The organism is Alkalicoccus halolimnae, assembly GCF_008014775.2.
In the GTDB taxonomy this organism is placed as follows: Bacteria; Bacillota; Bacilli; order Bacillales; family Salisediminibacteriaceae; genus Alkalicoccus; species Alkalicoccus halolimnae.
This window is the reverse complement of the sequence record NZ_CP144914.1, coordinates 2,997,488-3,010,949: the sequence shown is the minus strand read 5'-3', so window position 1 is coordinate 3,010,949 and position 13,462 is coordinate 2,997,488. Positions and strand designations below refer to the sequence as shown.

Genomic DNA, 13,462 nt, shown 5'->3' with positions numbered 1-13,462 from the left:
GGGGCAAATTTTTTTCGCGTTCGTGGGACATAATTTGTCTCCTGGGGACGAAAAACGTCCCGGAAGTCGAAATAAAGGAGAATGACATGAATATGCTTCTCGATCTTCAAAAAAAACTTCTGCCGGATCTTGTTGAAGTCCTGGGAATGCGTTACCGGATTCTTAGATACATACGGTTAATGCAGCCTATTGGAAGGCGGACACTCGCCGTAAATCTTGAAATGTCGGAAAGGGTTCTGAGAGGAGAAGTTACGTTTCTCAAGGAACAGGGTCTGGTCACGTTTCAATCGACAGGCATGCTGCTTACAGAAGAAGGACACCTTCTTCTCAGCCAGCTGGAAGCGGTGATGAAAGAAGTGTTTGACACCCGGACGATGGAAGAAGATCTTCAGGTCAAGCTTGGAGTAAAAGAAGTTCATGTCGTTCCCGGGGACAGCGACAAATTCCCGTGGGTACAAAAAGAGCTTGGCCGTGCGGCTGTGGGCGTAATGAAAAGACGCCTGAAAGCAGCGGATAATATCATTGCTGTCACGGGAGGAACATCGATTGCCTCCGTAGCGGAAATGCTCGTCCCGGATTCTGATTTAAAGGAGTCGGTATTCGTACCGGCCAGAGGAGGACTGGGCGAGCAGGTGGAAAACCAGGCCAATACGATTTGTGCAACTATGGCCCGCAAGGCAATGGGATCTTACCGGCTGCTCCACGTTCCGGACCAGCTCAGCAAGGAAGCGTATGACTCTCTTATCAGCGAACCTTCTGTCCAATCCATTTTAAAGCTGATCCATTCAGCAACAATGGTGATTCACGGAATCGGGGAAGCCCATACGATGGCGGAACGCCGAAGTACACCAGTGAGTGTTATGAAGCATTTAAAAGAAAACAATGCAATGGCAGAAGCATTTGGTTATTACTTTGATGAAGATGGAACGATCGTTCATAAAGTACTGACAATCGGCCTGCAGCTGGAAGATATGAAAAACATTCCATCTATAATCGCTGTAGCCGGCGGATCTTCCAAAGGAAAAGCGATTGAAGCCTACATGAAAAAAGGACCGAGTCAGGTGCTGATAACTGATGAGGGAGCTGCGAACGCAATTTTAAACGAACTTTAAGTTTAAAAAGCTTTCTTTTCGTAAATACAATTACATGTGTCAGATGAAAACGCGAATTCAAGGGGTTGCCCTTTGAAATATATATTTTTTACCTATACTAAGGAGGAATTTTATTATGGCAGTAACAAAGATTGGTATTAACGGTTTTGGACGCATCGGGCGAGTAGTATTCCGTCAGGCAATGGCAAACCCGAACGTGGAAGTTGTAGCTGTTAACGACCTTACAGATGCAAACATGCTTGCACACCTGCTGAAGTATGACACTGTTCAGGGAGAGCTTGACGTAGAAGTGTCTGTAAAGGGAAACAACCTTGTAGTAGACGGTAAAGAAATTACAGTACAGGCTGAAAAAGACCCGGCTGACCTTAAGTGGGGCGAACTCGGAGCTGAAATCGTTGTAGAATCTACTGGTATCTTCACAAAGCGTGATGGAGCTGCGAAGCACCTTGAAGCTGGAGCGAAGAAAGTAATTATTTCTGCACCTGCTCAGGAAGAAGATATTACGCTTGTAATGGGTGTAAACGAAGATAAGTATGACGCAGCTAATCATCATGTCATCTCAAACGCGTCATGTACAACAAACTGTCTCGCGCCATTCGCTAAAGTTCTTCATGACAAGTTCGGATTGAAGCGCGGCATGATGACAACGATTCACTCTTACACGAACGACCAGAATATCCTTGATGCACCTCATAAGGACTACCGTCGTGCCCGTGCCGGAGCGGAAAACATCATTCCAACATCTACTGGTGCTGCAAAAGCCGTATCCCTTGTCCTTCCAGAGCTTAAAGGCAAGCTGAACGGTGGAGCGATGCGTGTGCCGACTCCAAACGTATCCCTTGTTGACCTTGTCGCTGAGCTGGATCAGAACGTAACAGCTGACGATGTGAACGCAGCATTTAAAGAAGCTGCTGAAGGCGATCTTAAAGGAATTCTTGGATACAGCGAAGAGCCGCTTGTTTCCAAGGACTATAATGGTAATGTGTATGCTTCTTCCATCGATGCTCTTTCAACAATGGTAATGGAAGACAACATGGTAAAAGTAATTTCCTGGTATGACAACGAAACAGGCTACTCCGCTCAGGTAGTACGTCTTGTTGAGTACGTAGCAAAGCAGGGAGTTTAATTAAAAGGTAAAAAAACCATCCTGAACCACCCTTTAGGAGGCGGGCCCGTGTCCTGCCTCCTTTTTTATTTGGAATTCTGTTCATAAAGGAGGAGGGATTATCCGCGAGCTTAGTGCGAGCGGCTTCCTGCTCTGATAAATGACAGAAAAACGTCAGGATTAAAGGGAATAATCAGAAGCTGATAAGGGTAAAGCCTATTGTGGCAGTGAGATTTTACCCGCTGCCTTCTGGTTAATAATTCAATAGAACATTGTGTAATTACCGTAAGAAGAGAAGGTAATTCACTCATTAACCGCGAATCAGGAGGCGTAACGCATTCTTGTAACGCATGTACTTATCATTGAAGGAGGTATTTTCATGAACAAAAAATCGATCCGCGATATTGATGTAAAAGGAAAACGCGTGTTCTGCCGCGTTGATTTCAACGTGCCGATGAAAAATGGCGAAGTAACGGACGATGCCCGTATTCGTGCGGCAGTCCCAACGATTAAACTGCTCGCAGACCAGGGGGCAAAAGTTATCCTGGCAAGCCATCTCGGCCGGCCAAAGGGCGAAGTAGTCGAAGAGCTGCGCCTGGATCCTGTAGCAAAGCGTCTCAGTGATCTGCTTCATAAAGAAGTCCGGAAAACAGACGCTGTTTACGGGGATGAGCCTAAAAAAGCTGTAGAGAACATGGAAGAAGGGGGAATTATTCTCCTGGAAAACGTCCGTTTTGAAGCCGGCGAAGAAAAGAATGACGGCGGACTGTCGAAACAGTTTGCTTCCCTTGCCGATGTGTTCGTCAATGATGCATTCGGAGCTGCACACCGCGCGCACGCTTCTACAGCCGGGATTGCGGAACATATTCCGGCTGCAGCCGGACTTCTAATGGAGAAAGAGCTTGACGTACTGGGTAAAGCAATGGAATCTCCGGAACGCCCTTTTACAGCGATTATAGGCGGAGCGAAAGTAAAAGATAAGATCGGTGTTATCGATAACCTGCTTGATAAAGTAGACAACCTGGTTATCGGCGGCGGTCTTGCTTATACGTTTGTGAAAGCAAAAGGCTTTGAAGTCGGTAAATCCCTTCTTGAAGAAGATAAAATTGATCTTGCGAAACAATTCATGGAGAAAGCGGAAAAGAACGGTGTGAAGCTTTATCTTCCTGAAGATGTAACAGTCGCAGATGATTTTGGAGAGCACGCGAATACAAAAATAGTGTCGATCGATGACATTCCTTCTGACTGGGAAGCGCTGGACATCGGTCCGAGAACGATTGAAACGTTCAAAAACGTTGTCAGAGATTCCAAGCTCGTTATCTGGAACGGACCGATGGGCGTATTTGAACTCGAAAAATTCGCTTTAGGAACCCGTGGCGTAGCAGAGGCTCTTGCCGAAGCGGAAGGCACGTATACAGTCATCGGCGGAGGAGACTCTGCTGCTGCGGTTGAAAAATTCGGCTATGCCGACAAAATGGACCACATGTCCACCGGTGGAGGAGCTTCTCTTGAATTTATTGAAGGTAAAGAACTTCCCGGTGTGACAGCACTTAACGATAAATAAACGATACGTTAAAGGAGGAATTTGTTTATGCGTAAACCAATTATTGCCGGTAACTGGAAAATGAACAAAACAAAATCAGAAGCGGTGTCTTTTCTTCAGGAAGTAAAAGGAAAGGTTCCTGCTTCGGATAAAGTGGAATCAGTTGTATGTTCACCTGATCTGTTTCTTGACGCACTTGTGCAGGAAGCAAAAGGAACAGACGTAAAAATAGCTGCACAGAACATGCACTTTGAAGATAACGGGGCATTTACCGGTGAAACGAGTCCGGCAGCATTAAAAGACCTCGGTGTGGAATACGTTGTTATCGGGCACTCCGAGCGCCGCGACATGTTTGGTGAAACAGATGAGTCTGTAAACAAAAAGGTTCATGCAGCCATTAACCACGGCCTGACACCGATCGTCTGTGTAGGGGAAACGCTTGATGAGCGCGAATCCAACAAAACAAATGACGTTGTCACCCGCCAGGTAAAAGAGGGCTTGAAGGATTTGACGAAAGAACAGGCGGAACTCGTAGTTGTTGCCTATGAACCCGTATGGGCAATCGGCACAGGGAAGACGGCGTCTTCGGAAGATGCGAACACAACGTGCGGAGTTATCCGGGAAGCGCTCGGAACGGCATTCACTACGGAAACAGCCGGCGCCGTGCGCATTCAGTATGGCGGCAGTGTGAAGCCGGCTAATATTAAAGAGCTCCTTGGACAATCGGATATCGATGGCGCGCTCGTAGGAGGAGCCAGTCTCGAAGCCGATTCATTCCTACAGCTTACGGAGGCAGGAAATGAGTAAACAACCTAAAGCGTTAATTATTCTCGATGGTTTCGCTCTTCGCGACGAAGTGAAGGGCAATGCTGTCGCCCAGGCAGACAAACCTAATTTCGACCGTTATTGGAACACGTACCCGCATGCCACACTTCAGGCCTGCGGTCTGGCAGTAGGCCTGCCGGAAGGCCAGATGGGCAACTCGGAAGTAGGACACTTGAATATCGGTGCCGGAAGAGTCGTCTATCAAAGCCTTACACGTGTAAACCTGGCAATCGAGGACAAATCCTTTTTTGATAATGAAGAATTCAAAGCTGCCATGGATCATGTAAAGAAAAACGGAAAGGCCCTTCATCTATACGGGCTTGTGTCCGATGGCGGTATCCACAGTCATATTAAGCATCTGTTTGCCCTGCTCGAAATGGCCAAAGAAGAAAAGGTGGATAAAGTTTTCGTCCATGCCTTTCTCGATGGACGGGACGTCGGCCCGACGACAGCCCAGACCTACCTGGATCAACTGGAGCAGAAAATGCAGGAACTGGGTGTCGGCCAGCTTGCGACTGTTCAGGGCCGCTACTACGCGATGGATCGGGATAAGCGCTGGGACCGCGTAGAAAAAAGCTATCGTGCCATGGTTTACGGAGAAGGAGAAAAGTTTGCTTCGACAAAAGAAGCGATTGAAGCTTCCTACAGTAAGGAAATTCACGATGAATTTCTGCTTCCTTCCATTATTACCCAGGAAGATGGTGAAACACCTGTCGGAACGATAAAAGATGATGACGCAGTCATTTTCTTCAACTTCCGTCCCGACCGGGCAATTCAGATTTCTGAAGTTTTTACAAAAGATGAATTCGTTAACTTTGAACGCGGGGAGCGCCATCCGAAAAATGTGCATTATGTCTGTCTCACCCAGTTCAGCGAATCTATTCAAGGAAAAGTAGCCTTTAAACCGACAAGCATGGAAAATGTGCTTGGAGAAGTCGTTTCCAATGCCGGGTTAAAGCAGCTCCGCATTGCAGAAACGGAGAAATATCCGCACGTGACTTTCTTCTTCAGTGGAGGCAGGGAACAGGAATACCCTGGAGAAGAACGTGTTCTGATTGATTCGCCAAAAGTCGCAACGTATGACCTTAAGCCGGAAATGAGCGCTTATGAAGTGACAGATGCGCTGCTTGAAGAAATTAAAGCAGATAAGCATGATTTAATCATTCTTAATTTCGCGAATCCGGACATGGTCGGTCATTCCGGTATGGTAAAGCCGACAATAGAAGCGATAGAAGCTGTAGATGAGTGTCTCGGCAAAATTGTCGATCTTATCGAAGAAAAAGGCGGTAAGACGATTATTACGGCCGATCACGGAAACGCTGACGTTCTAATGATGGAGGACGGTTCTCCGATGACAGCTCACACGACGAATCCAGTGCCGGTGATCGTGACCGATAAAAAAGCGGAGCTCCGTGAAGACGGCGTCCTGGGCGATCTTGCACCAACACTTCTGGAACTGTTGAAGGTCGACCAGCCGAAAGAAATGACAGGAAAATCCTTAATTAAAAAATAAACAGACAAATTCGAAAGGGTGTTGATTTTTATGACAATTATTAATGACGTATATGCAAGACAAGTTCTCGATTCCCGCGGTAACCCGACGGTAGAGGTAGAAGTTCATACAGAAAGCGGCGCTTTCGGCCGTGCAATCGTACCAAGCGGAGCTTCTACAGGAGAGTACGAAGCAGTAGAACTGCGTGACGGAGGCGACTCCTGGATGGGGAAAGGCGTTTCCAAAGCAGTCGATAACGTAAATGACGTTATTGCTCCGGAGCTTATCGGTTTCGATGCACTGGATCAGCTCGGTATTGACCACTTAATGCTTGACCTTGACGGAACACCAAACAAGGAAAAGCTGGGGGCAAACGCTATTCTTGGCGTTTCCATGGCTACTGCGCATGCTGCAGCAGATGCACTGGGAGTACCTCTCTATGTCTACCTGGGCGGCTTTAATGCCAAGACGCTTCCAACTCCTATGATGAACATCCTGAACGGCGGAGAGCACGCAGACAATAACGTCGACATCCAGGAATTTATGATCATGCCGGTTGGAGCGGATACGTTCTCCGAAGCTCTGCAGATGGGTGCGGAAATTTTCCACAACCTGAAAAAAGTACTCAGTTCCAAAGGGTATAACACAGCAGTAGGCGACGAAGGCGGCTTTGCGCCGAACCTTGGGTCGAACGAAGAAGCACTTGCAACGATCATTGAAGCAGTTGAAAAAGCTGGCTACAAGCCGGGAGAAGAGATTCAGCTTGCAATGGATGTAGCAGCTTCTGAGATTTATGAAGACGGTAAATACAACCTCAAAGGTGAAGGCGTTGTGAAAACATCGGAAGAAATGGTCGACTTTTATGCAGAGCTCTGCGACAAGTATCCGATCATTTCGATCGAAGACGGCCTTGACGAAAACGACTGGGAAGGATTCAAGAAGCTTACTGATCGTCTTGGAGACAAAGTTCAGCTTGTTGGGGACGACCTGTTTGTAACAAACACTGAAAAGCTTTCCCGCGGAATCGAGGAAGGCATCGGCAATTCCATTCTGATTAAAGTAAACCAGATTGGTACGCTTACAGAAACGTTTGATGCAATCGAAATGGCAAAGCGTGCCGGCTATACGAACGTCATCTCCCACCGTTCCGGTGAAACAGAAGACGCAACGATTGCTGACATCGCTGTAGCAACAAACGCCGGTCAGATCAAAACGGGTGCTCCGTCACGTACGGACCGCGTTGCAAAATATAATCAGCTTCTGCGTATTGAAGACGAGCTTCAGTTCGTCGGGCAGTATGCAGGAAAAACAGCTTTTTATAACCTTAATAAGTAATATGTTTGAAGCGTCCGGACAACGATCCGGACGCTTTTTTATTAGCAGCTTTTATCCGGCAGTCGCTAAATTGGAAAGAGTTTAGTAAAATAAGGAAAAGACTTTGAGGAGGGGTTGTATTGACAATCAACGCTGGAATAATTGGACCCGGTTATATCGCTCAGAAAGCTCACATGGGTGTTCTTCAGAAGGATCCCCGGGTAGTAATTAAATCTGTTTCGTCACGCACGGAAAAAACGGCCCGTATGGCAGCAGAAACATTTAATGTACCGGGAGTCTACACTTCCGAAGAAGAGATGCTCCGGATGGAAGATCTGGATCTTGTAATTGTTGCAACCCCGAACAAATTTCATCATGATGGAGTAATGAAAGCCCTGCAGGCCGGATGTCACGTCCTCTGTGAAAAACCGCCGGCCGTCAATGCAGCGGAAGCTCTAAAAATGGAAGAGGCAGCGGCAGCCGCCGGTCTGCATCTGTTTTACGGCTTTCACGAGCGCTACACTCAGGAAACAGAAATTTTAAAAAAGGCTGTCGCTGGAGGAGAACTGGGAGAAATTTATCATATTAACGTGCAGGCGATGAGAAGAAGAGGAATTCCCGGATGGGGTGCCTTCACAGATAAAGAACTTCAGGGAGGGGGGCCTTTAATTGATATCGGGGTGCATATGCTTGATCTGGCAGTCTACTTGAGCGGCTTTCTGAAGCCTGTGGAAGTAAGTGCCGTGACACATCAGCGGATTGGCAAAAAGCCTGGAGTCGGCCTCCTGGGCAGCTGGGATCCCTCCTCTTTTTCAATCGAGGACCTCGCGGCAGGAATGATCCGTTTCGAACACGGCGTTTCGCTCGTACTGGAGACGTCATATGCAGCTAACACAGCAGAGGAAGAGAACCTCAATGTGAAACTTTTCGGGGACAAAGGAGGGGCAGAACTTTCCCCTTTCCGGATGTATGGAGAAAAGTACGGGGCGCTGCTTGATATTACCCCTGTCTTTTTGGAGAAAGCCGATCCAAGAGACGGGTACGAGCGTCAGATAAGCCACATTCTGGACGTGATTGAAGGGAAAGCGAAACCGGTCAGCGAGCCCTGGCAGGGAACCTATGTACAGCAGCTTATTGATGCACTTTACGAATCAGCATCAAGAGAAGAAGCCATACGCATGAAGGGGTTATAAGGAAGAGGAGTTGCAACCATTTCTTATTCGTGATATATTTTCAAAAGGTATAAACGATCGTTTTATTAAGGGGTGTATTTGGTGGAACAACTTCTATCTGTATTGCTGGTCATTGTAGCTATTCTGCTTATTGCCGCTGTACTGCTTCAATCAGGACGCAGTGCCGGCCTGTCCGGAGCGATTTCCGGAGGGGCAGAGCAAATGGTAGGAAAGCAAAAAGCAAGAGGCCTTGAAGCCGTATTAAGCCGTGTTACAGTCGTACTCGGAGTGCTGTTTTTCGTATTTGCACTCTGGCTCGGTTACTTTACGTGATTTTTCATGACTGAAGCAGCAGATACCAGATCTGCTGCTTTTTTGCATGCTGATCGAAACTCTCCCGAATGCAGGTTAAAGACCTCTCATTTGGGGAATAAAATAGCACAGAAGTTTTCATTTTGATGAAAAAAGGTGAGGAAAATGATTGGATGCTTGATTATACATGGATTTACCGGTACACCAAAAGAAGTTTATGATATCCAAAGCCATTTTGAAAAGAACTCCTGGCTCGTTTATACTCCTGAACTCCCGGGACACGATGGTACGAGAGAATCACTGAAGGATGCGAAATATAAAACATGGGTTTATAAAGCCCGGGTAGCTCTTGAAGAACTGATGAAGCGGTGTGACGAAGTTTATGTTGTCGGTTTTTCAATGGGCGGCGTTATTGCCGGGTACCTGGCTGCGCAATATCCTATTACGAAGCTCGTTCTCATCTCTTCTGCCGTTTTTTATCTGAATCCTAAACAGATAGCGGAAGATTTAAAAGGATGGGTGCTGGAAGGTTTCCGCGGGGAACTGGATCAAAACGACGTATACCATTTTTACAGAGAAAAAATTAAACGCACCCCGGTCGCTGCGACACTGGAATTTGCCAAACTGGTAAAAAAACTCCGCTTTGCCCTGGAAGATATTACAGTGCCGACACTGATTGTACAGGGAGACAAAGACGGGCTTGTACCCGTAAGAAGTGCAGAATACATTTATGAAAAAATCCGTTCTGAGGATAAACAGATCTTTTTCTTTGAGAACGCGAAGCATTATATTTGGTACGGAGACCAGAAAGAGGCTTTCCTGACAAAACTGAACCATTTTTTAAAAGGACCTGAAAACGATAAAAACCCAGGCAGAAGGAGTCGACTCAGTCATGATGAAAATAGCACAACCGAAACCATTCACATTTGAAGCAGGCCCCCGGGCGGTTCTGCTTCTCCATGGATTTACAGGAAATTCCGCTGATACCCGCATGCTCGGACGTTATTTGCAGAAAAAAGGGTATACGTCCCATGCGCCGCACATGAAAGGACACGGGGTGCCTCCCGAAGAACTTGTGCAGTCCGGCCCCGAAGACTGGTGGGAAGATGTGCAGGCTGCTTATAACCATTTGAAGGAACTCGGCTATGAGGAAATCGCTGTTGGAGGACTTTCTCTGGGGGGCGTATATTCGTTAAAGCTTGGTTACACGGTCCCTGTTAAAGGGATATTCACGATGTGTTCACCGATGATTGCGCAGGATGAAGAAAAACTGCGTACGGGTGTGGCAGAATATGCCCGTAAGTACAAGAAACATGAACAGAAGTCTGAAGAAGAAATAGAAACAGAAATGAAAGCTTTTGACGGAACACAGATGGAAACGATCCGAAAGCTGATTGAAATGAACAAAGAAGTACGCAAAAACATTGATACGATTTATGCCCCGACATTTGTAGCTCAGGGAAGTAAAGATGATGTGATCGATAAAAGAAGTGCGGAAATAATTTACGAAGCAGTGGAAACGGACCAAAAACATCTTAAGTGGTATGAAGAATCAGGCCACGTCATAACATTAGATAAAGAACGAGACCAGCTGCATGAGGACATTTATGAATTTCTCGAAGAACTGGACTGGAGCGAATAATAATCGTACTCATGAAAGGTCTCGTAAAACAGAAAGGAGACCAATGATGCAGGAACTGACAAAAGACCTCATTATGGCAACTATTAAAGAAGCGGACAAGCCGCTCACAATGAAAGATATGGAAGAATCAATCGGACTGGAAGACCCGGCCCGTTTTAAAGAAGTTATGAAATTACTAAATGAACTGGAAGAAGAAGGCGAGGTTGTCCGTACTAGAACGAACCGTTACGGAATTCCTCAGAGAATGAACCTTCTTCGCGGAGAAGTTATTATGCATCCGAAAGGCTTTGCTTTTATTAAAACGGATGACCAGGAGGAAGATGTATTTGTGGCCCCCGGAGAATTAAACGGGGCAATGAATAAGGATAAGGTTCTTCTCCGTCTGCAGTCTGAATCAGGAGGAGCACGTCCGGAAGGAACTATCATCCGCATTTTGGAAAGAGGAACGACCCAGACGGTTGGAATCTTTAAAGATGATAAGCTGTACGGTTTTGTCGTACCGGATGACAAAAGAATCCCGACGGACATTTTCATCCCCAAAAACCAGACGCTCGGTGCAGTAGACGGACATAAAGTCGTCGTAGAAATTACTAAATATCCGGAAGGCCGCATGAACGCTGAAGGACATGTTTCCAAAATACTCGGCCACAAAAACGACCCGGGCGTCGATATTATTTCGGTCATCCACAAACACGGTCTGCCGGGAGATTTTCCGGAAGAAGCCGTCCAGCAGGCAGAAGGTGTGCCGGATGAAATTTCCGGAAAAGACCGCGAAGGACGCAGGGATTTGAGAGAAGAAACGATCGTCACTATCGATGGAGCAGATGCAAAGGACCTGGATGATGCGGTGCAGGTAAAACGCCTCGACAATGGCAACTTTGTGCTTGGCGTCCACATTGCCGACGTTACCCATTATGTGAAAGAAGGCTCTCCGATTGATAAGGAAGCATACGATCGGGCGACAAGCTGTTATCTCGTAGACCGGGTCATCCCGATGATCCCTCATCGGCTTTCAAACGGCATCTGTTCGTTGAATCCGCAGGTGGACCGCCTGACACTTTCCTGTGAAATGGAGATTTCCCCTCGAGGAGAAGTCGTCAACCACGACATTTTTGAAAGTGTAATCCGTACCAATGAAAGAATGACGTATACAGACGTCCGAAAAATTCTGCAGGAAGAAGATGAAGAAGTTACAAAGCGCTATGAATCACTTGTGCCTTTCTTCAAAGACATGGAAACACTCGCTTCGATTCTCCGCAAAAAGCGGTTTGACCGTGGAGCAATTGACTTTGATTTCAAAGAAGCTCAAGTGCTCGTTGACGAAGACAGTAATCCTACAGACGTCGTGCTACGGGAACGAAGCGTGGCAGAAAAGCTGATCGAGGAATTTATGCTCGCAGCCAATGAAACGATTGCTGAGCATTTCCACTGGCTTAAGCTGCCGTTCATTTACCGGATCCACGAAGAGCCGGATGAAGCCAAACTGACACAGTTTCTAGAATTCGTCACGAATTTCGGCTATGTGGTTAAAGGTACGGCAAATACGGTTCATCCGCAGTCACTGCAGAAACTTCTTGAAAGTGTTCGCGGAGAATCAGAAGAAGCAGTCATCAACACCATGATGCTACGCTCCCTGAAGCAGGCCAAATACGATCCGAACAACGTAGGCCATTTCGGTCTTTCCGCGGATTTCTATACGCACTTCACGTCACCTATCCGCCGTTATCCGGATTTAATTGTTCATCGTCTAATCCGCACGTATTTAATTGATGGAAATACAAAAAAGCAGACGATCGAAAAATGGGAAGAGAAGCTCCCGGAAATTTCCAAGCATACGTCCGAGATGGAGCGCCGCGCTGAGGATGCCGAAAGAGAAACAGATGAACTGAAAAAAGTTCAGTTTATGGAAGACAAAGTAGGCGAAGAATATACAGGGATTATCAGTGGTGTAACAAACTTTGGATTGTTCATAAAACTTCCAAACACGATCGAAGGGCTCGTTCACGTCAGTTATTTGACAGACGATTACTACCGCTTCGACGAAAAGCATTTCACGATGATCGGAGAACGAACAGGCAATACGTTCCGCATCGGTGATGAAACAGAAGTGCGGGTGGCCAAAGTGAACGTGGAGGAACGGATTATTGATTTTGAAATTATCGGTATGAAGCCTCGTAAAGTACGTAAAAAAGATAAACCGCGGGTAATTGAAACACCAAAAGACAACAAAGGCGGAAAACCCGGAAGCAGTAAAGGAAAGAAAAAAGGCATCGATCTTAAACAGAAAGATGCTAAAGGGGATAAAAAGAAAAAGAAAAAAGCGTTTTATGAAAACCTGCCTAAAAAGCAGCGCAGCAAGGCGAAGAAGCGAAAATAAGATCGCAAGCCCCGGCTCTGATTTGCCGGGGCTGCGGGATTCTGCGCTCAAAAGCAGGGACATAGAACGGAAAGGATGCACTGCCAATGGCCAAGGAATTAAGCAGACCACTAGCACAGAACAGAAAAGCAAACCATGAATACCACATTGAAGAAACGTACGAAGCCGGCATGGTGCTTACGGGGACAGAAATTAAATCCATCCGCAACAGGCGGGTGAATTTAAAGGAGTCCTTCGCCCGTGTTTCCAATGGGGAAGTGTGGATTCATAATATGCATATAAGCGAATATGAACAGGGCAACCGTCATAACCACGATCCGGTAAGAGCACGTAAGCTTCTTCTCCACCGCAAGCAGATCAACAAGTTGATAGGCCTCACAAAACAATCCGGCTATACGCTCGTCCCATTGAAAATTTATATTAAAAACGGTGTGGCTAAAGTGTTGATCGGACTTGGTAAAGGAAAGAAGAAATATGATAAGCGGGAAGACCTGAAGCGTAAAGATGCGAAGCGTGAAGTACAGCGGGCAATAAAAGATGCCCAGCTCGGACGTTGATTTATTGACTG

The 13,462-nt window shown here is 46.6% G+C and carries 12 protein-coding genes; all 12 read left to right on the top strand.

What is annotated here, in order from left to right; all coding sequences use genetic code 11:
• The first annotated feature begins 86 nt into the window (after positions 1-86).
• The 12 genes from FTX54_RS13925 (at position 87) to smpB (ending at position 13,451) form a co-directional block, all read left to right on the top strand.
• Positions 87-1,112, top strand: coding sequence for a sugar-binding transcriptional regulator (locus FTX54_RS13925; RefSeq protein WP_147804334.1), 1,026 nt, complete (start codon positions 87-89; stop codon positions 1,110-1,112).
• A 115-nt stretch (positions 1,113-1,227) separates the two neighbouring features.
• Positions 1,228-2,238, top strand: a complete 1,011-nt coding sequence (gene gap, locus FTX54_RS13920) for a type I glyceraldehyde-3-phosphate dehydrogenase (RefSeq protein WP_147804333.1) — start codon at positions 1,228-1,230, stop codon at positions 2,236-2,238.
• A gap of 358 nt (positions 2,239-2,596) precedes the next feature.
• Complete coding sequence (locus tag FTX54_RS13915; RefSeq protein ID WP_147804332.1) at positions 2,597-3,781, top strand: phosphoglycerate kinase; 1,185 nt, start codon at positions 2,597-2,599, stop codon at positions 3,779-3,781.
• 27 nt (positions 3,782-3,808) lie between these two features.
• The gene (tpiA, locus tag FTX54_RS13910) at positions 3,809-4,567 is read left to right on the top strand and encodes a triose-phosphate isomerase (RefSeq protein WP_147804331.1); all 759 of its coding nucleotides are present in this window, start codon (positions 3,809-3,811) and stop codon (positions 4,565-4,567) included.
• Complete coding sequence (gene gpmI / locus FTX54_RS13905; RefSeq protein WP_147804330.1) at positions 4,560-6,098, top strand: 2,3-bisphosphoglycerate-independent phosphoglycerate mutase; 1,539 nt, start codon at positions 4,560-4,562, stop codon at positions 6,096-6,098. Before tpiA ends, gpmI begins: the two co-directional genes overlap by 8 nt.
• 30 nt (positions 6,099-6,128) lie before the next feature.
• The gene (gene eno, locus FTX54_RS13900; protein WP_147804329.1) at positions 6,129-7,412 is read left to right on the top strand and encodes a phosphopyruvate hydratase; all 1,284 of its coding nucleotides are present in this window, start codon (positions 6,129-6,131) and stop codon (positions 7,410-7,412) included.
• A 119-nt stretch (positions 7,413-7,531) separates the two neighbouring features.
• Positions 7,532-8,584 (top strand): Gfo/Idh/MocA family protein, encoded by a 1,053-nt coding sequence (locus FTX54_RS13895; RefSeq protein ID WP_246125651.1) that lies wholly within the window; start codon positions 7,532-7,534, stop codon positions 8,582-8,584.
• A gap of 81 nt (positions 8,585-8,665) precedes the next feature.
• Complete coding sequence (gene secG, locus FTX54_RS13890; RefSeq protein ID WP_147804328.1) at positions 8,666-8,896, top strand: preprotein translocase subunit SecG; 231 nt, start codon at positions 8,666-8,668, stop codon at positions 8,894-8,896.
• Between the two features lie 144 nt (positions 8,897-9,040).
• Complete coding sequence (locus tag FTX54_RS13885) at positions 9,041-9,805, top strand: alpha/beta hydrolase (protein ID WP_147804390.1); 765 nt, start codon at positions 9,041-9,043, stop codon at positions 9,803-9,805.
• Positions 9,771-10,517 carry an alpha/beta hydrolase gene (locus tag FTX54_RS13880; RefSeq protein ID WP_147804389.1) on the top strand — a complete coding sequence of 249 codons (747 nt, stop codon included), beginning with the start codon at positions 9,771-9,773 and terminating at the stop codon, positions 10,515-10,517. Before FTX54_RS13885 ends, FTX54_RS13880 begins: the two co-directional genes overlap by 35 nt.
• A gap of 43 nt (positions 10,518-10,560) precedes the next feature.
• Positions 10,561-12,894 carry a ribonuclease R gene (gene rnr, locus FTX54_RS13875; RefSeq protein WP_147804327.1) on the top strand — a complete coding sequence of 778 codons (2,334 nt, stop codon included), beginning with the start codon at positions 10,561-10,563 and terminating at the stop codon, positions 12,892-12,894.
• Between the two features lie 86 nt (positions 12,895-12,980).
• On the top strand, positions 12,981-13,451 hold the full coding sequence (gene smpB / locus FTX54_RS13870; RefSeq protein ID WP_147804326.1) for an SsrA-binding protein SmpB: 471 nt from the start codon (positions 12,981-12,983) through the stop codon (positions 13,449-13,451).
• Positions 13,452-13,462 lie beyond the last annotated feature (11 nt).